The sequence below is a fragment of the Pontibacter sp. 13R65 genome (assembly GCF_047525655.1).
Classification (GTDB): domain Bacteria; phylum Bacteroidota; class Bacteroidia; order Cytophagales; family Hymenobacteraceae; genus Pontibacter.
On record NZ_JBLIQL010000012.1, the window covers coordinates 133,244 to 154,356 of the forward strand.

At 44.5% G+C, this 21,113-nt stretch carries 10 protein-coding genes and 1 pseudogene; 6 read left to right on the top strand and 5 right to left on the bottom strand.

The features are described from left to right. The first annotated feature begins 344 nt into the window (after positions 1–344). The 6 genes from ACMA1I_RS14985 (at position 345) to ACMA1I_RS15010 (ending at position 10,212) form a co-directional block, all read left to right on the top strand. Positions 345–1,058: a DUF3826 domain-containing protein gene (locus ACMA1I_RS14985; RefSeq protein WP_337069193.1), complete on the top strand. Its 714-nt coding sequence runs from the start codon at positions 345–347 to the stop codon at positions 1,056–1,058. Between the two features lie 227 nt (positions 1,059–1,285). Continuing rightward, entirely contained in the window at positions 1,286–1,420 is a 135-nt protein-coding gene (locus ACMA1I_RS14990; protein WP_337069194.1) for a hypothetical protein, read from the top strand. Positions 1,421–2,687: 1,267 nt separating this feature from the next. Beyond that, positions 2,688–5,819 carry a TonB-dependent receptor gene (locus ACMA1I_RS14995; protein ID WP_337069195.1) on the top strand — a complete coding sequence of 1,044 codons (3,132 nt, stop codon included), beginning with the start codon at positions 2,688–2,690 and terminating at the stop codon, positions 5,817–5,819. A gap of 137 nt (positions 5,820–5,956) precedes the next feature. Beyond that, complete coding sequence (locus ACMA1I_RS15000; protein ID WP_337069196.1) at positions 5,957–7,672, top strand: RagB/SusD family nutrient uptake outer membrane protein; 1,716 nt, start codon at positions 5,957–5,959, stop codon at positions 7,670–7,672. Between the two features lie 14 nt (positions 7,673–7,686). After that, positions 7,687–8,502 carry an endonuclease/exonuclease/phosphatase family protein gene (locus tag ACMA1I_RS15005; RefSeq protein ID WP_337069205.1) on the top strand — a complete coding sequence of 272 codons (816 nt, stop codon included), beginning with the start codon at positions 7,687–7,689 and terminating at the stop codon, positions 8,500–8,502. A 129-nt stretch (positions 8,503–8,631) separates the two neighbouring features. Next, complete coding sequence (locus tag ACMA1I_RS15010; protein ID WP_337069197.1) at positions 8,632–10,212, top strand: calcineurin-like phosphoesterase family protein; 1,581 nt, start codon at positions 8,632–8,634, stop codon at positions 10,210–10,212. Between the two features lie 330 nt (positions 10,213–10,542). Here ACMA1I_RS15010 and ACMA1I_RS15015 read toward each other — a convergent pair whose 3' ends face one another. The 5 genes and pseudogenes from ACMA1I_RS15015 to ACMA1I_RS15035 all read right to left on the bottom strand — a co-directional run. After that, positions 10,543–14,295 (bottom strand): polysaccharide lyase family 8 super-sandwich domain-containing protein, encoded by a 3,753-nt coding sequence (locus tag ACMA1I_RS15015; protein WP_337069198.1) that lies wholly within the window; start codon positions 14,293–14,295, stop codon positions 10,543–10,545. Positions 14,296–14,429: 134 nt separating this feature from the next. After that, a complete protein-coding gene (locus tag ACMA1I_RS15020) occupies positions 14,430–15,338 on the bottom strand; it encodes a glycerophosphodiester phosphodiesterase family protein (RefSeq protein ID WP_337069199.1) in 909 nt (302 codons plus the stop codon). Positions 15,339–15,497: 159 nt separating this feature from the next. After that, a complete protein-coding gene (locus ACMA1I_RS15025) occupies positions 15,498–17,063 on the bottom strand; it encodes a calcineurin-like phosphoesterase family protein (protein ID WP_337069200.1) in 1,566 nt (521 codons plus the stop codon). Positions 17,064–17,126: 63 nt separating this feature from the next. Next, positions 17,127–18,533, bottom strand: a complete 1,407-nt coding sequence (locus ACMA1I_RS15030) for a RagB/SusD family nutrient uptake outer membrane protein (protein ID WP_337069201.1) — start codon at positions 18,531–18,533, stop codon at positions 17,127–17,129. Between the two features lie 5 nt (positions 18,534–18,538). Continuing rightward, positions 18,539–21,088, bottom strand: a pseudogene (locus ACMA1I_RS15035) (SusC/RagA family TonB-linked outer membrane protein); the annotation flags it as partial. Positions 21,089–21,113: the final 25 nt, after the last annotated feature.

A 21,113-nucleotide genomic window follows, 5' to 3' on the forward strand; every position in this document is an offset into this window, starting at 1 on the left:
CTTCTAAATGGTATTTTTATTAGAAAAATTTGCTTGGGGATATTGGGGATAGGTGGCGACCTGTCCGTAGGAGGCTTGGTTTATCAGGTTTTACCCATTGGAATGCTTCACGAATTTTTCAGCAAGCTACCTCCAACTCCTTTTAATGTGTTTCACATGGTGATCTGGTAGGTGCTTCTTGCTCTTAGATTACGGCTGCTGCTTTGTATTTTGAGATACAAAAACAGAAATAAGAAAGTTTGTTTACTTACGAATAATAGTTTTGTATATAAAAATTTTTTAGTTTAAATGATCTTGTAAATAACTGTGCTCTAAGGGCTGGTTTAGCGAAATAAAAAATCAATATGAAAAAGTCTGGTTTAGTTGCTCTGGCGCTGGTGGCAGGCCTGTATGGTGTTCAACCTGCATTGGCCCAGGGGAAAAAGGAAAACAAAAAGGAAGCACCTGCTTCCGGTGTAAAATCGAAATCTGATGAAGACCAGGAAAGGAAAGCAGCCGAATGGGTGGGTTCCCTTGATCTAAATGACCAGGCGAAAGAGGCCCGCCTGCAGCAGGTGGTATCCACTCACCTTAAAACCATTCGTGACTGGCACAACGAACATCCTTTCTCTACTGTACCAGCCGGCATCAATCCTACAACTGGCCAACGCCTCAGCGACCTCGACCGCCAGATAATTGCTAATTCCGCTATGCCAAAAACCGTACATGAAAACCTGATGTCGGGTTTACGGAAAGATTTGAGCGAAGAGCAGGTGGAAAAGATACTAGATAAATATACCGTTGGGAAGGTTGACTTCACCATGGGCGGTTATCGTGCTATTGTGCCAGACTTAACGCCGGAAGAAGAGGCCAAAATTTTAGGCTTTTTAAAGCAGGCGCGGGAGCAGGCAGTTGATTATAAGAACATGAACCAGATATCTGCCATTTTCGAAATCTACAAAACGAAATCGGAGCAATACCTGAACTCTAACGGCCGCGACTGGAGAAAACTCTATAAAACCTTCACCGACGCCGCCAAAGCCAAAAAAGCAGAAGCCGCCAAAGCATCTCAAAAATAAAAATCGCAAAGTGCAGGTAGTGTTTTTGTATCCTTTTGGTTAACTACATGTTAGATTTGTTTTTGATGTTTTGTTTGTAAACTTTCCTGAACTTCGGCCATTGTAAAGTTAGAAGAACCTATATAACTGAGCTCCTCTCATTTTTAGGACATGTGAAAAGTAGGGAATTCAGGTTCTACTATGTTATGTTCCAGCCACTCTTCCGGCGTCTTTTCGCCTAATGAGCTATGAGAACGGAAGAGGTAGGTTTAAGCTGGGCGCTGCATGAGACGATGGAGGCGGAGGCAACCGCGGTGGCTGCCCTCCAGGTGGCCGGCCACCAGAAGCCTGTATTTTATTCCCTATTGTTTCACTCTGACTGAGGCCTGCAGTAAGCCTGCAGTTACTTCGGGGAGCAGTTGGATAGGGTCGGTCGTGCAAAGTATGAGCCACAAGGGCAATTGCAGAGACAATGCCGTAGCAGAGACCTTCTCTAAAACCATGAAAACAGAAATGGATTATTTTCCCAATTTGCCACCAGGCAGTAAGCCCGATGAACCGTGAATAAAATGTCGAAGGTTTCTAAACCAGGAAAAGGAGGCATTCAGCTCTTGGCTACCTGACTCTTTGCCAGCATGAAAATTTATTTTGCAATCAAACAGTGGCTGCCTGAAAAAGTCTCCAGTAAAACATTGCGATTCCAATCGAGTAAGCCTTAAGGAGGAAACTGTCTCCAGCCTTGGTGGCCAAGTTCAGAACCTAGCTGCCTAAAAAGGAGCTGCTCCAGCAAAAACTGCATGTGCTGTTTGAGGCAAACCAAAAGGGCATTGAACTGTAGCCAAGCAGTCTGCTTTCCCTGATTCTTCGCTCTACTATAGTATTTTTTAAATAGGGAAATTTCTTATCAGGTGTTTTACCTGATTTCTGTTATTCTAAATACAGCATGTGTAAGAGTAGAATTTCTATTGAGTTTTTACTTAAAAAAACAAGTGTAGCTATAGTTGCACTACTGTTTAGGTTGCAGATCATAATAATTCTATGTTTTCCCTTACTAGATGCTGCACATTCAAAGCCTCATTAGATATATTTAATAACATAAAGAGACATGTACTAACTCAAGCATGGCACCTAAGTTATATAATGACCTTTGTAGCTCAGTATTACTATCTGACAAAGCTTAAAATTTATATCCTGGAACAGTAGCATATTGTTCATCACAAGTAATTATTCTGTTAAGGTTAGCTCTAAAATTGGCCTCTATCTTTAAGGTTCAATAACATTAGCTAAACATTAAGGCAAAACTAGCTTACGTCCTTTGCATTTGTATTTTCTGAATGCATAAGCAAGAGTTACACACGTGGAACGAAGAGAGGAAAGCCCCGAAATGAGCTTCTATAGCAGGTGTTATAGTCAAAAAAAATTTGTGTTGCCTTGGTATTTAAACAAGATTACCAATCTCCTTCTTCACCCTCGTTCTGTTTGCCAAAATTTATTCCTCCTGTTCAAGGCTGCTCATGTGCTTAACTCTTCTAATCGCATGCTCCAAAAAGAGAAACAAAACAATCTTTAAATTCCAGCTTTTCAATGATGTCAATGTTACCAGGAAAAAGTAGAGGCTCACGTAGAGGGTACTCGCTGTTATTTTTAGCTATGCTCGGCCTTGCCCCATCGGAGGGCTTTGCCATAGAGCATGGAGCCTCATCAACTCATAGAGCTGTAAACTCAATTATCCGTGGCAGGCAGGATGGTCCTGTATCGGGTAAGCTTACAGACGCTAGCGGTCAGCCGCTTCCGGGCGTTTCAGTGTCTATAAAAGGAACGTCTATCGGAACTGTAACCGACGCAGAGGGCAGGTTCATCATCAATACATCAGGTATTGCGCAGCCAGTACTTGTGTTTTCTTACATTGGTTTTGAAACACAAGAGTTGGCCGTAGCTAATAAAACATCTGTGAATATCTCGCTTCAGGAAGATTCCAAGGCCCTTAATGAAGTAGTTATTGTGGGCTATGGCACCCAGAAGAAAGTAAACGTGACAGGCGCTGTGGAGATGATCGAGGCGAAGGATCTTGAGAGCAGACCTGTAACTAACGCTGCATCTGCTTTGCAAGGCTTAGCACCTGGTTTAACAGCTGTAAATGCCTCCGGTTTTCCTGGCGCATCTGGAGCAAGCCTTCGCATCCGCGGTATCGGAACTCTCAATAATGCTGATCCTTTTGTTGTGGTGGATGGAATTCCAGATGTTGACATCAATTCGCTGAACCCCGATGATATTGAAAGTGTATCAGTGCTTAAAGATGCTGCTTCGGCTTCCATTTATGGATCACGTGCGGCTAATGGTGTTATATTGATCACAACAAAGAGTGGTAGCTTTAACCAGAAGCCCACCTTAAGTTACAATGGTTACTATGGTGTGCAGGCGCCGACAGCGCTGCCCAAAATGCTAGGCTCAGCAGAGTACATGGAAATGCTGAACGAATCTCAGCGCAATGTAGATTTGCCGATAACTTACACCGACGAACAAATACAGATAGCAAGAGAGGGATCTGACCCGAATTATTTTGCAAACACCAACTGGTCTGACGCTCTTCTTAAAAAGTATGCCCCGCAGCAAAACCATAATATAAGTTTAAATGGAGGTTCTTCCGACTTAAATTATTATGCTTCTTACGGTCGCCTGGACCAGAAGGGGCTTGTGGTTGGAGAACAGTACTGGGCCACACGAAATAATGCCCGCCTACGCCTGAATTCCCAGAAGCTTTTTGGCATACTGGACTTAGATGCTAACCTGAACTATATTGACAGGGAGCAAAATCAGCCTGCCGGGGGCACTGATCATAACACTGGCCCCATCTATACAACTTTAACCATGTCTCCACTTGATCCTGTCAGGTTTGGGAACGGAACGTGGGGTTATGGAGGCGGCTCCAGCAACCCGGTAGCTATCGCTACGGACGGAGGATACAATAACTTTACCTCACAGGAATTATATGGTAGCATAGCAGGTACGGTTCATATCCTGAAAAACTTAAGTTTGCGAGGGCAGTATGGCCTAAATGCGATTAACAGGCTACGCTCAACTTTTTCGCGGAAGATTGATTACTTCTATCCGGAGTCTGGTGATTTTTGGTATACCAACCGAACACAGAACCAACTGGAAAACCGAGACTACAATGAAAGGAAAGAATTATTATCAGGTCAGTTAAACTACAACACAACGATAGGTGCCCACGACATTAAAGTGCTTCTTGGTTATCAGCAGGAGGAGTTCAGGTATGATGCCTGGTATGCCTCTATAATGGGGTTTGTAAGCGACGAGGTGCCTGTATTTGACCTGGGCAGCATTGACCCCAGAGCAACAGGGGATGCTTACCAGTGGGCGTTAAGATCATATTTCGGAAGGGTGAACTACAGCTTCAGCGACAAATACCTGCTTGAGGTAAATGCCCGTTATGACGGTTCATCCAGGTATCTTCCGTCCAGGCGCTATGGATTTTTCCCTTCTGCCTCTGTGGGTTGGAGGTTTACACAGGAAAACTTTATAGCGAATAGTTCAGCACTATCCTGGTTGAGCGAAGGAAAAATCAGAGCATCGTATGGTGATTTGGGTGGGCAGTATGGAGCCAACGGACCAGCTTATTCCGAATGGTATCCCTTCATTCCAGTACTTACGTCAGTTACCACCATGCCTATTGGAAATCAACTGACGAATGGACTTGCACAACAGGTGCTTGCCAATCCTTTGCTTGAGTGGGAAACAGCAAGAATGGGGAATATCGGCCTTGATCTTGCTTTTTTAAGCAACAGGCTTACATTTTCAGGTGATTTGTTTGACAGAAGAACAAAGAACATACAGCTAAAAGTACCTCAACCTGATATCCTGGGCCTGCAGGTGCCTGACCAGAATGCAGGAGAGGTATCTAACAAAGGCTGGGAAGTTAGTCTAGGCTGGCGCGAACAGAAAAAGGACTTCCGCTATGGTTTTGTGGCGCAGTTATCTGATGTTCGAAATAAAGTAGTTAACCTGGGAGGAGCCCCGGCAACAATTGCTGATAGAATGCGGCAAGTAGGCTACCCCATTGATGCCTATTATGGGTACAAAACCGATGGACTGGCGCAAATAGAGGATTTTACAGTAGACGAAAATGGAAACCTGATTCCTAACTTCCCTATATTTAGAGCTGATGCAGGTAAAGTTGGCCCTGGAGATATTAAATTCAGGGACTTAGACGGAGACGGCGAGATCACGGCAGATAAAGACCGTATGGTAATTGGCGATGCTTTTCCGCGCTACACATACTCCCTGAGAGGCGACTTTGCCTATAAGAGCTTTGATTTTTCTTTCTTTCTGCAAGGAGTCGGCAAAGCAAACGGCTATTTAACAGGTTCAGGTATACATACTTTCCACGTTAACGGAGCCTTCCCGCAGGAAGTGCACCGCGACCGATGGACACCAGAAAATACAGATGCCTGGTATCCCCGGTTCACCTATTCCGATGCCCGCAACTCCACCATGCGCATGTCCGATTACTGGCTGCAGGATGCATCTTACCTGCGCCTGAAAAATGTACAGGTAGGATACACAATTCCAAACCAGCTGACAAGCAAACTCAGAGTTGACCAGTTAAGGGTATATGTTTCGGCAGAGAACCTGCTTACGAAAACAAACTATTTCTACGCCTACGATCCTGAAACTGCTGGCTTAGGAGGTACAGCCACAAACGGCGGCATGTACCCCCAGGTAAAGACCTTTATTTTCGGACTTAATCTTAAATTCAAATAACATACGTTCTTGTAGATTGAGGAGCTAAGGCCATACCCAGGGCAGCTACTGCTAACAGTTACGGTTGCCAAAAAAACAATGTATGAGCCTCCAGAGCCTTTGCCTCCTTTTTACAAAACTATCCAATCAAGTAAATTATGAGACAGAAAGATATTTCCAGCCTTCGAAAGCCTTTCCTCCGCAGAACTGCTCTTGGAGTTGCATCACTCGCCATACCTGTAATTTTAGGAGCTTCGCTTAGCAGCTGTAAAGACGATTTTCTAGACCGGCAGCCACTCGATGCCATCACAGATGTTACCTTCTGGAAAACGCAACAGCAACTAGAGCTGGCGGTGAACGGTACCTATGCCTATCTGAAGGCAAAAAACTTTGCGGACATGGAGAACTTGGCAGACAATACCATTTATCCTCCACGATCAGATTACCAGGCTATTTCCAGCGGCAACTTCGACTTTACGGCAGGTACGCTTAACAGTGAGTGGACTGCCCAGTACAACGGTATACGCCGCTGTAACCATTTTCTTGAAAACTATTCAAAAGCAGAGGGTACTGTAGATGCTGAGACCTTGAGCCAATATGTGGGAGAGGTAAGGTTTATGCGCGCTTTTCTCTATAGTTACCTTTCTTTCTTCTTCGGAGATGTTCCGCTTATTACGAAAACACTGAATATTGGTGACCCGGAAATTTATGGGGAGAGAACCCCGCGTGCGGAAATAGTTGACTTTATTCTGAATGAGCTGGATGAGGCGGCGCAGGGCTTACCAGTGTCCTACGGCAATAGTGATTTAGGGAGAATAACCAAAGGTGCCGCACTTGGCTGGAAAGCACGGGTAGCTCTCTTTTATGGCCGTTATGATGTTGCAGAGGCTGCCTCCAAAGCTGTTATGGACCTGGGGGTTTACGAATTGTACTCAAATGGCAATCCTGCTACAAGTTACCACGAGCTGTTTACAGATGCTGGCAAGCTTGCTAATGGAAGAAACAAGGAGACTATACTGGCAAGAGTTCATTTGGAGAATGTCTCGATGCATAACATGAGCCGGGAAACCCAGGTTCCTGACCAGACATCGCGCTTCTGCCCTACAAAATCATTGGTAGATGCTTACCTGGCCAGCGATGGCTTGCCTATTGAAATTTCTCCCTTGTACAGCGAAAATTCCTATGAAGAAATTTTTAAGAACAGGGACCCACGCATGACACAGACAATTCTGGCGCCGGGCTCAGAGTGGGGAGGGAAAGATGATGGCGACCAGGATGATAAACCGAACGAAATCTTTAACCTTCCAAAGTTCAATGCTGATAAAAAAGGTTGTGTGACAGGTACAGGCTATTATTTCACCAAATATGTAGATATACCTGCTGTAGGAACCTACAACAAGGACGACAATGATATTCATCTGCTTCGCTATGCCGAGGTGCTGCTGACTTATGCGGAGGCACGCCTGGAGCAGGGAACACTCACGCAGCAGGATATTGATATTACCATTAATAAACTAAGGGAACGAGTAGGTATGGTGCCTATGACGGTAGCTGATATGGCAGCTCATGGTTTGAACCTCAGAGATGAAGTCAGGAGAGAGCGCCGGGTGGAGCTGGCACGTGAAGGGCAACGGTACTTTGATATTCTCCGCTGGAAACAGGGTGAGCTACTGGCACAGGATGTAAAGGGTGTTAAAAAGAGCCTGATCCCAAGTTGGAGCCAAACCTATGTAGCCAGTTACCCAACAGACGAGAATGGATATTTAATTGTGAACACAGGAAGAAGGTTCGACGAGAGCAGGAACTACCTATGGCCTGTTCCTTTTAACCAGCTTCAGCAAAACCCTGCTTTAGGGCAAAACCCCGGATGGTAAACATGAGGTACTTGATGCTTATTTTATTAACAGGAGCCGCCCTATGGGTGGCTTCCTGTTCTAACAAGCCTACGTCGGCAGCTACACCTGCCGATAGCGCTACAAAAGCCTCTAGTCTGAAGGTGATGTCTTATAACGTGCATCATTGCAGCCCGCCTTCCAAGCCGGGGGAGATCGATATTGAGGCAATTGTACGCGTCATCAGTGCGCAGAACCCGGATGTCGTGGCGCTGCAGGAGATAGATGTGCATACGGAGCGGTCCGGAAAAGTTAATCAGGCCGCAGAGATTGCCCAACTGCTTGAGATGAATTACTACTTCGGCAAAGCCATAGACTATGCAGGTGGAGAGTATGGCGTAGCAATACTTTCTAAATTTCCTTTATCGGAGGCTATTGTACACCCGCTGCCATCCAAAGCAGAAACAAAAGGGGAGCCACGCGTATTAGCGACAGCTAAAATCATGCTTGCTGATGGCACAGCAATTCGATTTGGCAGCACTCACCTGGATGCACAGAAAGACCCGTTAAACAGGAAAATGCAGGTGGAGGAAATCAGGAGAATAGCCTCGTCTGAAAAGCTTCCTTTTGTTATAGCAGGTGACTTCAATGCTACTCCTGAATCAGATGAAATGGTGATGCTGGATAAATCCTTTACGCGTACCTGTCAAACGTGTGCTCCTACCATTCCTGTTGTTCAACCAACTAAAGCCATCGATTTTATTGCCTTCAAGCCAGCCGTAAAGTTCAGTGTAGCAAGCCATCAGGTAATACAGGAGCGGTATGCCTCTGATCATTTGCCTGTTGTTGCTCTGATCAATATGAGAAAGTAACACAGATGAAGTACTCTTTGAAAGCATTATTCTCTTTCCATTAGTTTACTTGAAGTCCCGGATCTATAATTTATTTCACTCAAATACTTTAGTTAATACATCGGAAATAACAAAAACCAATATATTTTTATGAAAAAGCCATTTTTATTAGTGGGCAGCTTGATCTTTGCCTTATCGGTGCAGGCCCAGACAACCGTAAGTGGTTATGTTTTTGAAGATACCAATGGTAACGGTAAAAAAGAACGCCATGAGAAAGGTGTTTTTAAAGCGGCTGTTACTAACGGACGGGAGGTAACCCTGACAGATGAAAAGGGGAGATACGAATTGTCAGTAGGAGGGGATAATATCATTACTTTGATCAAACCTAAAGGATATAAAGTAAAGCTGAACAAACAAAATTTGCCGCAGTTCTACTATATCCATAAACCTGAAGGATCACCTATTCAGAAATATAAGGGAGTGTCACCTACAGGCAAATTGCCGAAATCAGTTGATTTTGCGGTGGTACCATCTGAGGAAAAAGAAGACTTCACTGCGCTTATCTTTGGAGACCCTCAACCCTATACGAAAGAGGAAGTGGATTTCTTTGCCCGTGGCATTGTCTCGGAGGTGGAGGGGATAAGAGAGGTGTCTTTTGGCTTAAGTTTGGGAGACCTGGTAGGTAATGACCTGAATCTGTTCGACCCTTACATTCAGGTAGTACAGAAAGTCGGTATTCCATGGTACAACCTGCTTGGAAACCATGATCTAAACTTTGATGCCAAAGCTGATTCGCTGTCTGATGAGACATATGAAGCACATTTTGGTCCGGCTAACTATGCCTTTAATTATGGTAAGGTGCATTTTATAGTACTGGATGATGTGCTATACCCAGATCCCAGGGGCGGTAAAGGCTACTGGGGTGGGTTCCGTAAAGATCAACTGGAGTTCGTAGAAAATGACCTGAAATATGTGCCAAAAGACCACCTGGTGGTACTTGCTTTTCATATTCCTCTCAGTGAACCGGATGGAGATAATTTTCGAGATGAAGATCGGCAGCGGCTCTTTGACCTGCTGAAGGAATTCCCAAATACGCTTTCCCTTTCGGCCCATACGCATTTGCAAAAGCAGGATTTCTTTACCAAAGCAGATGGTTGGGGACAGGAGAAGCCACACCACCACTATAATGTAGGCACTACCTCTGGCGACTGGTACAAAGGCAGATTGGATGAGGCTGGTATACCTGTTTCCACCATGCGTGATGGAACTCCGAAAGGATATGCCTTTATCAATTTTACAGGTAATAACTATATGATAGATTATAAAGTAGCTGGCCGTCCGAAGGAATATCAGATAGAAGTATTTGCTCCTAAAGTAGTGGAGCAGGGCAAGAATACTTCAGCTGGCATCTTTGCGAATTTTTTTATGGGCAGCAAGCAAGATATTATGATGTACCGTATTGATAATGGTGAGTGGAAGGAAATGCAGTATCAAAAGGATTATGATCCTGTTTTTATGCACAGCCTACAGGAGTGGGATTACACAGAGGAATTAATACCAGGCAGAAGGCCTACCAATGCAGCGCATTCTACACACTTATGGCGGGGAACCATACCAACAAACTTACAGCCTGGGGAGCACAGCATAGAGGTTAAGGTCACAGATATGTTCGGCAGAACTTTTACACAAAAAGGCAGCTACAGAATTGAAGCATTAAAAACAGTGCAGTAATGTTTGCCATTATTTTATTAATGGCTATAACCAATGCAATAGTAAACCTATAAAAATAGTAATTTAAAATGTTTACGAATTGTATACCTTGCTTTTGCCCTGCCTGGTAGCGGCAGTTATGGTCACTAATGAGATAACTAATTTAGGATCAATGGCAGCATGAGTCTTATTTTAGCCTTTAGCACTATCCCATATATACTCCAACATTATTTGTTTATCCAATATCAGGAAGAGACATATAGTCAAGAAAGAAGGCCGTTGCAAGGCTACTTGCAACGGCCAAAAAACAAAATAGAATCTAATTAAAAGCTTAAGCCTGACTAAGCCTGGTCAATTAACCACTATCTGATGTGTCTGACTAGAGTTATTATCTATTGTTTTTATAATATAAACCCCTTTAGATAGCGTAGATAGATCAATATCAAATATTTGTTTTTGGGCAATTTTCCTCAATACTTGCTGACCACTTATGCTATAGATATATACCGATATCGGGGTATCAGGCTCATAGTTTAAGTTCAGTTGTATCAGACCTGAGGTAGGATTTGGGCTAACACTTAATTTAGGTTTTGTATTTGTAACTGTTACAACTCGTTCTAATTTACTACTGTTATTATGCCCAATCTGGCATAATCTATAATAAACAGTTCCATTTCCCGTGGAATCAAGAAAATTGTACTTTATTTTCTTTTTACCTGAACCCCTTCCTGTGATTACTTGAATTGTCTCAAAACGGTGCCCATCAAGACTTTTCTCTAACCGAAATATATTATCTTCTTTTTCGGTAGAAGTGGTCCAATTAAGCTGGACCACTCCTTGCGACAGACGCTCTGCTGAGAAGGAAAGAAGTGAGCTGGATAAGACATCTTGGGTACCCAGCGCGATCATCTGGGGTCTAAGGTCCGGGTTGTCATTTTCCCTTGAGGAGAAATTTGCATCAGTTGTCGATCCTGCTAGTATAGCTGATATTTTGATAGTTACATAATTTGGCACGCCGGCATTGTTGGAATTAACCTTCGAAAGAATCCAGTCCGAAATATCAAGTAGGACATATCTGCCCGAAACTGTCCCAGGTATTTCTCCTATTTTTAAAGTAGATGCGGGCCTGTTTGCCCAAGTGATCCCAGTTTCTGTCCAGCTTTGGTTTGTCACGTCATGCAATTCCCAGTTAGTACTCTCAATAGTGGAACCAGCATAGGGAACATATAGCTGTAATAATGTTTGTTTGGGTATAGATGGCCATGAAGCTAGATCGAATTTCATGAAAACCTCTCGAACTGAATTGGTGCTGCCATCATTCTTGATCGTCAGAATTGTTTGTGTACCGTAATTGCTTGATGCATATGTTCCATTTCTTACGAAAGCATCAGCTACCGGACTGATTCGTCCTATTTCTTGATAAGAGTTCTCTTGTTTAGGATAAACTGTAAGTTGAGGCCTGTAAGCAGCATTTACATTTTCACGGGATGCAAATGAGGCATCAGTCTTCTCTCCGGGGACAGCTGAAGCGACCCGAAGGGTGAGGAATTTGTCCTTTGTTAAACGAGCGCGGATAGCATTGGTGATTTTCAGAGTGACAGTAGTTCCGGATATGGTCCCGGGTACACTGCCAATCCTAGCACCCGGAGCAGGCCGGTTTGACCATGTAATACCGTTCTCTGTCCATGAGTTGCTCGCAACTTCATAAAACTCCCACTGCGTACTAGTTGCCGTTGCACCCGCGTAATTAACGCGCATCTTGATTACTGCACTGTCAATCTCTGCAGGAACATTACTTAGATCAAACTTTAAGTATACCTCCCGCCTGGCACTTCCAGCAGCGTTCTTGATGACAAGGGAAGCATCCTGTCCATAATTAACATTCAGATAAGCGGCGCCATCACGCACGTGCGAATCTGCAATGGGCTCGATACTCATGGGCATGGATGGATCTGGCTCAATGTAATCAGGAGAGGCCGAATTGATAACGCCGGAAACACTGCTGCCAGCCATTTGCCCGCTAGGAAGCGCTAATGTTAGCTCCTTCATGACGGGTAGTGCTGCTGACTTGAACCGTAGACCGATTGTTGATTGAAGCTGCGACGGATCGGCCGCTGCTATCGTAACTTCTGGTTGGGTAACGTTTTTTATGATCAAAGCGCAGGGCCTATCAACTTCAAGTGTAATGCCATCTGCGGTAAATGAGCCTGCTGCGTAGAAGATGGCTTGCCACTGATCTAAAGTACTGTTGCTGACCAGTTGCACGGTATCAGTATTGGAAAGTACTCTCAGATGGCTTGCAGAGTAAGAGGCCATCTCTTGCGCTGTCGGTTTTCCTGGCAATATGATGTAAGAATAATTACCATTAGAAGGTGCTGTGCCATGGTTTATCCACAGTTTGAAAACGTTCCTCGTGACAGGATCAGCACTACCGCCTGAGTTGATGCTTTTCCAGCTGCCTGATTGAGCCTGATTACTTAATCTGGCATTTGTAATCTCAGGGAAATAGTAGCCCACCTCATTATGCCATGCCCATTTCAAGGGTAAATTATGGTTGCCAGAGGATAATATTGAACTCGCTGATCCGCTTGATACCGTTACAGGCCCTGAAAGCAAACACTGGTTCAATGTCGTGTTGATGGACTGCGAGGCAGACGAAGTGATACCGGCCCCCAAACATACAATCTCGTCATCAAAGAAGAACCAACCTTTGCGGGCAGTGGTGCCGTAATCATTCATCCGATAAGTACTTGCACCATAGGTCCCATCCGAAACCCCGCCTACAAAAACTGATTTACCCGGGTTTGCCCCCCAACCGGTTCTAACCGGATAAGTAGTGATTTCAGGAACGGTGGTTCCTGGTAATTTATTCCAGTCCCAGACGGGATAAATATTAAGGTACTCGTCTCCGTTTACGGCAATATAATTGACGCCCTCGGTAAGGTAATACCCTTTTAGATTTTCACCATTTCCATTCTCTGACTTGACAGTCCGGGTGGAAACGCTTCTAAGACCAAACAAGTAATTTGCACGATGATGTAATGTGTAATCCGTGCGCCAGTAATGAAGGTGTTCAGGATTTACTTGGAAAGAAGGTGGTTGCTGCCCATTCATCCGGGCCAGCGCCACATCATATTCTGCGGAATTTGTAGGTATGTCAATATCTTTGGTTTTTTTTATCTGGTTGATACCTGCCAAACCGGCATTTGGGCGAGAGATTCCTCGACCAAAAACATTGAAATCGGTATACGAGCCACGGGATACTTTGATAAAACCTCTGCGAACAAAATTAGAAATGATCGCAATCTGTTCGGGATTAAACGCGTAAGATGTGCCCTTAACATATGCACCAATGTTAGTTATACCAGATATAAAGACACTACCATAGCCATAAATGTATAATTGTGCCCCATGAGCAGTATATGATTGGTCGGCTTGAATGCCTTCCTTCGCTGTAACAGCAATTGTTTTGGCTGTTTCTGTAACTGCTAGCTTAAGCAAAGACGCATTTTGTGTCAGGCAGGCACGCATGATGTAATGCTGGGCAATATCGGTTAAATTGGATCCTGTGTTACCAGGAGGAGTCGTGATATTGACGCCTTTGGTCATCCAAGTAATCATTTGACTCTCCAATGTTGACGATATTCCTTCGGAAGGTCCGTATCGCATACAAATCAGGGCCTGCCCAATATCACGCGGCAGGGAAATGGCATAGTGAAACCAGTTGCTACTGGTAGGAGCCGGGTTAAGGCTAAGCCAGTAGTTCATGGTACTGATTACCGCCTGACGAACGGTCTCGCTACCGTAATGAGCACTGGCAGAATTTGAAAATGCTCGGGCCAATGTAACCATGCGGGTAAAGTGGAGCCGAGGTGCCCAGCCAGCCGGAGTAGAAGCATTTTGATAATCTACATCTGGCCATGATCCGTTTGCTTGAATGGATGATATAAGGGAGATCGTGGTACTGTCCAATGAACTCACATTTGCTCCAGACTGAAGCTCATTGAAAATCTGGTCCATGATCGTCCTGAATTCGCCAGTTGGTTGAGCGAATGCAGGCAAAGCCAGTAAAATGGATAGAAGGCAAATAAAGATAAATTTCATGAGTAGCTGTTTTTTAAGGATCACTAATATTGCCGTCAATACATAGGCAGTTTTTACTCTTAACACCCAGCAATTCTTATTTTAAAGCAGGGTTAGCTAATAAGGTATTCTTTAGGTAGCTGCATGAAAGTCATTTACCGATGTAGTCCACGTTCACGCAGGTAGGCAACAAGCTCCTTGGGCCGGTCTGTCTGGATTATTCTTGCCCCATGCGCAATCAACCACCCCCATCCCGCTTCGGGTTTACCTTCCTCCACACTTAGTTCATCATCATGGCCTGCATTCAGGCTCGGCCACAATGCATCCAGCCATATCTTGGAGCCAGATCCTATAATGGTTTGGTAATTTGTATTTATCAGAGCACTATCGGTTGCGAAGAGCAGTTCATAAGCTGCCGGTTTCAAATTTGATTCAAAGGACTTAATGATGGCATCGGCATTAGCCTTGTTCAAGTAGACCACGGGCATGTATATAAGTTTGCTTGAGAGCAAGTCTCCGTTCTCTGCTTTAACTTCCTCATATGTCTTTGCTGACTTGATAATAGCATGATCGACAGTGCCTGTTTTGACGAGTATCTTGTAGACATCTTTGTAGTAGTCGTAACCTTTATCTATGTTGACCATTACCCTGCCTTTAACGGTATTCATGCATTGTTCAAATGAGGGGATACGCTGCCGAGTAGGGCCACCATGCCCGTTTTTGAGAGTCAATTGCTGAAGCTCGTCCCAAGTATAATCTGATGGCTTGCCATGCCCGGATGTGGTGCGATCAAGGGTTTGATCGTGCATCAGTATCAGGACACCGTCTTTGGTTTTCTTGAGGTCAATCTCAACCATATCGACGCCCATTTTAATGGCATCTTCAATGCTAAGGATTGAGTTTTCAGGGTTATTGCGCCAGTCTCCCCGATGCGCTACCACTAGCACATTTTTGCTGCTGGGGTCATGAAACTCACGGATAATAGCGGTAATGTCTCGCGATTGAGCCATTACGCTGCCCGTTAGCAGTAAAATGATAGCCAGAAATAAGTTAAGGTGTTTCATAAAATCTATGAGTTAAATTATCTTAAATGCATTAGAGCCTCAGAGGAGTTAGGAGGAATAGATAAGCTCCATAGAATGCTTAGGAAAGATGTTTAGTGAAAAAATCTTTCCTGACGCGAAGGGGAAATGGTTTATAGGGGAAATAAATATAATCGAAAGCTAAAGTCTCGGTTTTTCGATGCGGTAAGAACTAGATTGAGAAAATGAACGCCCATACATATCGGTTGCCCTTACCTCAATTTTATGTTCGCCTATACCTAAGTTTTCTGGAAGTGGCGCAGTCCACAAATGCGAGCTATTAACGGCATCCGTTGGCCTACGCCCGCGCATTAGGGAGTCTGCCGAATCCCATTCAATGTTTTTAGCCACAAATGCGGGATCTGGCCCCTGGTGAAAATCCATTGGTTTCCAAGGCTGCTCATCAATGCGATATTCTACTTTGCTGCCGGAGTGCCCCATAAAAAAGTTAGCAAAGATCAATCCCCGGCCTTCCCACCAGATATCACTCATTACTTTGCGATGATAAAGCTTAATCTGGTAATCAGCGGGCATTCCGGCAACTTTATAATCGATGGTGTACTGGTTTCCCTTGGTATTTAAAAACGCATAACCTTTTGGCGTTCCGTCGCTCATCTCAGCATCTGCCACACCATGCTCATTGATCTTTCCGGACCACCAGTTGCCACAAGTTGTGCCTATATTATACTCATGCAGTCGCTCTTTCCGGTTCCATCCGTCTTCTACACTGTAGAAGTTCTGTCGCTGGTTATGAGTATGGGCAGATACGATCAGCACATGAGGAAACCTCTCCAGTGCCCGAAAAACACGATCACGATCTTCTGTTCGATAGGGGCTTCGAAAAGGCACATGCATAGCCAGTACAACCAATTGAGAAGTATCAACCAGGCGCAGGTCGTTTTCTATAAACTTAAGCTGGCTTTCCGTCATTCCGCCGCGAAAACTTTTTGACTCTGGGTCAGGTAATGCAGTGTCTTCGATGACAATGAAATGAGCAAGTCCATGATTGAAAGCATAATTGGCTGGTCCAAAATGTGCCGTAAAGGTTTCATCACTAAGACTGTCGGCAGGGGCATCAAGATTCAGGTCATGATTGCCCGCTACATTGTACCAAGGAATGCTAACCTTCCCGATGACTTTACTGTAGGAATCATAGAGATCAAGGTTATCCTGAACCAGGTCGCCCATAGTAAGGCCAAAAGCTATACCTTTGATGCCCTCTACTTCTGAGACAATTCCTATATCAAAGTATTCAACCTCTCTTTCATCCAATACCTGCGGATCACCAAAGAGAAGAGCGCGGAAGTTTCCTTCCTGTTTAGCAGGCATCAATCTAAAATCAACTGATTCAGGAAGTGGTCCTGTTGGGGCTACACCTGCATATTTTAATTTTGGAGAGCCTTCAGGATTATGAATGTAAAAGAACTGCGGCTCATTATTGCTGTTTAAAGGCACCGAATATTCGGCAGGCTTGATTACCGCAATGATTGCATCATCCCAAATCGGAAGTTTGTACTTTCCGCGCGCATCTGTAAATACAACATGGATGCCATTGGTTACAGCTACCTTGGCTACTCCTTTCTCGTTATTATCCTTTTTGTGATTACCGTTAGCATCGTGGTAAACATAACCTGTTACAGTATTTTGTGCAAAGGCAATGCTACTGCTGAAAAGCAAGCATACCAGTGCTTTATATGTCTTTTTCATTGGTTGTGTTTGAATGATCAATGGTGCCGTGAAAAACACTCACGGCACCGTTAATATATAAAGCTAGTAGCCTGGGTTCTGCGGAAGAACCGAAGGGTCGCGTATCAGTTCAATTTGGCTTTGAGGAATCGGGTACAGATACTGAGAAGGCTGGATAGTGATTTTAGTTAATGCCGAATTTTGCAATGCCTCTTCAGCAGTATTTGTTCTAATGAGGTCAAACCAGCGACTATTTTCGAATGGCAGCTCCAGCCTTCTCTCATGCAGAACCGCATCACGGAAGGCCTGCTGGCTATTAAGCTGTGCCGGCGTGTAGAGGGATGCCTTTGCTCGGGTGCGTACTGCATTAAGCATGGCAAACTGCTCGCTGTTCGCATCGCTACTGTAAGCAAGTTCGTTCAACGCTTCAGCATACATCAGTAGTACATCGGCGTAACGCAGAATAATATAGTCGTTGCCCAAAGTCCTGAATGTTGGGTCAAAAGTGTCGTAATTTTTTTTGATGAGGGCGGTATTGGCATCTAAAGGTTGCGTATTAAGCATATCTCGCCTGGTATCGGTCGCCTCGTATGCATTCAGAAGATTCGAATCAATAATTGGCCGGTTAGTGTATTCAGCAACACCATGGCCTTGTCCGGAAATGCTTTTTTCATAATGCACGGCAAACAACACTTCAGCGTTAAGTTTATTGCTTACGCTGAATACCTCAGCGATATTGGGCAGCAGTGTATATTGATACGGATTTGAACCTACCGGTAAAAGTTCTTTCAGGACGGTTACTGCTTGCTGGTATTTCTTCTCTGTCAGGTAAACTTTGCCAAGCAGTCCTTTAGCTGCTCCGGCGGTAGCCCTGCCTTTATCAACGGAGGTATAGGTAGCAGGAAGGAGAGAGGCTGCTTTAGTTAGATCGTCTTCTATAGCTGTATAAACGTCTTTTACCGGACTTCGTCTAATACTCTTTGCCTCCCCTGTCGTTATGGGTTCAAGCACAAGGGGAACATCTCCCCAAAATCTTACCAAGTTGAAGTAGTGCAAGGCTCTCAGAAATCTCATTTCACCTTCATACTGATTTCTAAGACGTGCGTCAGTCACAACATCCAGGTGGGCAAGGGTATTGTTGCACCGTGCAATGCCATTGTAAAGAGCTAGCCAGCTTTCACTAAAAATTGTATTATCAGATCCTGCCAAAAAGCGGTCTATGTTAAATAGCCTGCCAGCCACAGCTCCCGGGTTCTGGTCTTCCACATTATCACTGCGCAGTTCAGACATAATAGTGAAATTTGTATGATACATTGTTGCTCCTTTCAGCGGAGCATAAGCGGCTGTTACGGCATTGGTGATGTCTGCTGTGGTTTTGTAAAAGTTATTTGCAGTTGCAGTGGACTGCGGGTCCAGCTCCAAAAATGGTTTTTCGCATGAGACGGTAACAAAGGCCGTACTGAACAGCAAAAGTATAATTTTGTTCTTCATGATAGTTAAAAGCTTAAATTCATTCCCAACACAAAAGATTTACTTAAAGGGTAGCTGCCATAATCTACACCAGGGGTTAATGGATTGCTTTCCTGACTGATCTCCGGGTTGTAGGCATTGTATTTTGTAAGCAGCAGCGGATTGGTTGCGGTGAAATAGATCCGGGCCCTGCTAAGACCTGCACGTATAGCCCAACTGTTAGGTAAGGTAATGCCCATCGTAATGTCTCTGACCCTCATGTAAGACCCACTGCGGATTGCCCAGGTCGATATACTGCCGTTCAGACCGCGAGGATTCCTGTTTGCACGGGGATAACCTTCTGTTCCTGGTTCAGATTCAGAATAGAAACGGTCAAGGGCATCGCTGGTATTGTTTGTAAAACTGTTAAAGTCGTTGATGTACCTTGAGTTGATATTGGCGATCTTATTACCGTAAACACCTTGCAGGGCAACGTTAAGATCAAAAATTTTATACTGTAACTGGCTCGAAAAACCATAAGTGAATTTTGGCATATAGTTTCCAGTAATTGTTCTATCGTTAGTCGCATCTATCACTCCATCTCCGTTAATGTCCTTGAACCGCATATCACCTACGTTGGCTCCCGGCACTTTAGGGATATTAGGGTCATCGAGTTCGGCCTTGCTTTTATAGACACCATCGTGCACAAGTGTATAGTAGTTTCCAATAGGTTTCCCAACCTCGGTAATAAAGAAGATAACACTTTGTGCTTGCGTAATAATAGACTGGGCGCCACCTAAATCCAATACCTTATTTCGGTTAAAGGAGATATTGGCGCTATTGGTTAGCCGGAACTTACCAATCTCGTTATTACCTGTAAGTGTCAGCTCCAGCCCATTATTACGGACCTTGCCAATGTTTTGCAGATTGTCTCTATAGCCGGAACTGTGCGCCACCGGCACCTGAAGCAGGAGGTCCGTGGTGTTGTTAGTATAGGCATCCACTGTCAAATGCAGGCGCTCGTCAAAAAAGCCTATATCGGCACCGAGGTTAAAGGCAGATGTTTTTTCCCATCCTAAATCACTGTTACCTGCCGTTGATTGGTAAAGCCCATTATATAATTTAGTGGAACCTGCTGTGCCAAAAACATAGTCACCCTGTGTTAATTGGGGTAAATAGGCATAGTTGCCGATTTGCATGTTCCCGGTTAAACCATAACTGCCGCGTAGCTTCAATGAGCTAATGGACTGGAGGTCTTGCATGAAATCCTCCCGGTCTACATTCCAGCCTATCGAGGCTGACGGGAAGTAGCCATACTTTGAGTTTGCCCCAAAGCGTGATGAACCATCGGCACGAATGGCAGCTGAAGCCATATATTTATCTTTGTAGCTATACTGGACACGGGTAAGCGCAGAGAGTAATGTCCACTGCTCTGTACTACCTCCGAAGTTCTGTATACTGGTTGCTCCGTTGATCGTTTTGATAAGGTCATTGGCATAACCGGTCGCATTGATCACCGAGCTGGAGATGGTCTCTTTCTGTGCGCTGACTGCGGCAATCGCATTTAGGCTGTGATCCCCGAAGTATTTGTTATAGGAAAGCGTATTCTCAGCAATCCAGTTGACAAATGAAACATTCCGATAGGATCCGGTTGGTACGGAAGTAGGGCTTGAAGGTGAAAGCTGAGGCAATACGGAAGGACGGAAAGCACTGCGGTTTGCGTTATTGATATTTACGCCGAAGGAGATTTTATTGGAAAGCTCAGGAGTAAGATCATACTGTGCAAACAAATTCCCCAATAATTTACCCTGGTTGGTATTGTCTGTTTTTAAATTAGCCAATGCCACTGGGTTAACGATTTGTGTCGTGGCATATTGGTAATTGTACTGGGCGTAATTGTATGATCCGTCAGGGTTGTAAACCGGGAAAAACGGAGACATGGCAAGGGCAACAGGAACAATGGTCTCCTGATTAAAATATCGGCCCTCCGATGGTTGAAACTGATACTGTTCGTATCCATAATTAACTGTTGCCCCAAGCTTCAGGTTTCTGTAAGAAGCATCAAGGTTAACGCGTCCCCCGTACCTTTTAAAGCCAGTTTGGATCACCACGCCCTGCTGATCCAAGTAGTTTCCGGAAACGTAATACCTGATGTTGTCCGAACCTCCGGCCATAGACAAGGTATGGTTTTGCGTGGAAGCTTGACGGAATACTTCCTCCTGCCAGTCTGTATTAGTGAGCCCCGGCCTGCCTTCCAGGTAAGGCATTATTTCCGGAGGTAATAGATAAGCCTGATTGGTAGCCCCGGCAGGCCCTCCGAGTTTAGCAAGTCTTGTAGCATTGTCATCATTGATGCTTCCAGTAAGGCCCTTGTCTTCCAATAGGTCAAAATAAGTGCTATTGTGTGCATCGTACAGCAGCTGTGAGTATTGATAAGCGTCCAGCATGTCGAGCTTCTTGTTTACCTTCTGGACACCTGCGTATCCGTTATAGCTTATGGTAGGCTTGTCTTTTTTTCCTCTTTTTGTCGTGATAAGGATAACGCCGTTTGCTCCCCTTGATCCGTAAATAGCCGCTGCCGAGGCATCCTTGAGCACATCAATGGTTTCTATATCAGCCATG

Excerpts from the sequence above, each read along its gene's own strand:
- ACMA1I_RS14985 (WP_337069193.1), top strand. The coding sequence starts at position 345 with ATGAAAAAGTCTGGTTTAGTTGCTCTGGCGCTGGTGGCAGGCCTGTAT.
- ACMA1I_RS14990 (WP_337069194.1), top strand. The coding sequence starts at position 1,286 with ATGAGAACGGAAGAGGTAGGTTTAAGCTGGGCGCTGCATGAGACGATG.
- ACMA1I_RS14995 (WP_337069195.1), top strand. The coding sequence starts at position 2,688 with ATGCTCGGCCTTGCCCCATCGGAGGGCTTTGCCATAGAGCATGGAGCC.
- ACMA1I_RS15000 (WP_337069196.1), top strand. The coding sequence starts at position 5,957 with ATGAGACAGAAAGATATTTCCAGCCTTCGAAAGCCTTTCCTCCGCAGA.
- ACMA1I_RS15005 (WP_337069205.1), top strand. The coding sequence starts at position 7,687 with ATGCTTATTTTATTAACAGGAGCCGCCCTATGGGTGGCTTCCTGTTCT.
- ACMA1I_RS15010 (WP_337069197.1), top strand. The coding sequence starts at position 8,632 with ATGAAAAAGCCATTTTTATTAGTGGGCAGCTTGATCTTTGCCTTATCG.
- ACMA1I_RS15015 (WP_337069198.1), bottom strand. The coding sequence starts at position 14,295 with ATGAAATTTATCTTTATTTGCCTTCTATCCATTTTACTGGCTTTGCCT.
- ACMA1I_RS15020 (WP_337069199.1), bottom strand. The coding sequence starts at position 15,338 with ATGAAACACCTTAACTTATTTCTGGCTATCATTTTACTGCTAACGGGC.
- ACMA1I_RS15025 (WP_337069200.1), bottom strand. The coding sequence starts at position 17,063 with ATGAAAAAGACATATAAAGCACTGGTATGCTTGCTTTTCAGCAGTAGC.
- ACMA1I_RS15030 (WP_337069201.1), bottom strand. The coding sequence starts at position 18,533 with ATGAAGAACAAAATTATACTTTTGCTGTTCAGTACGGCCTTTGTTACC.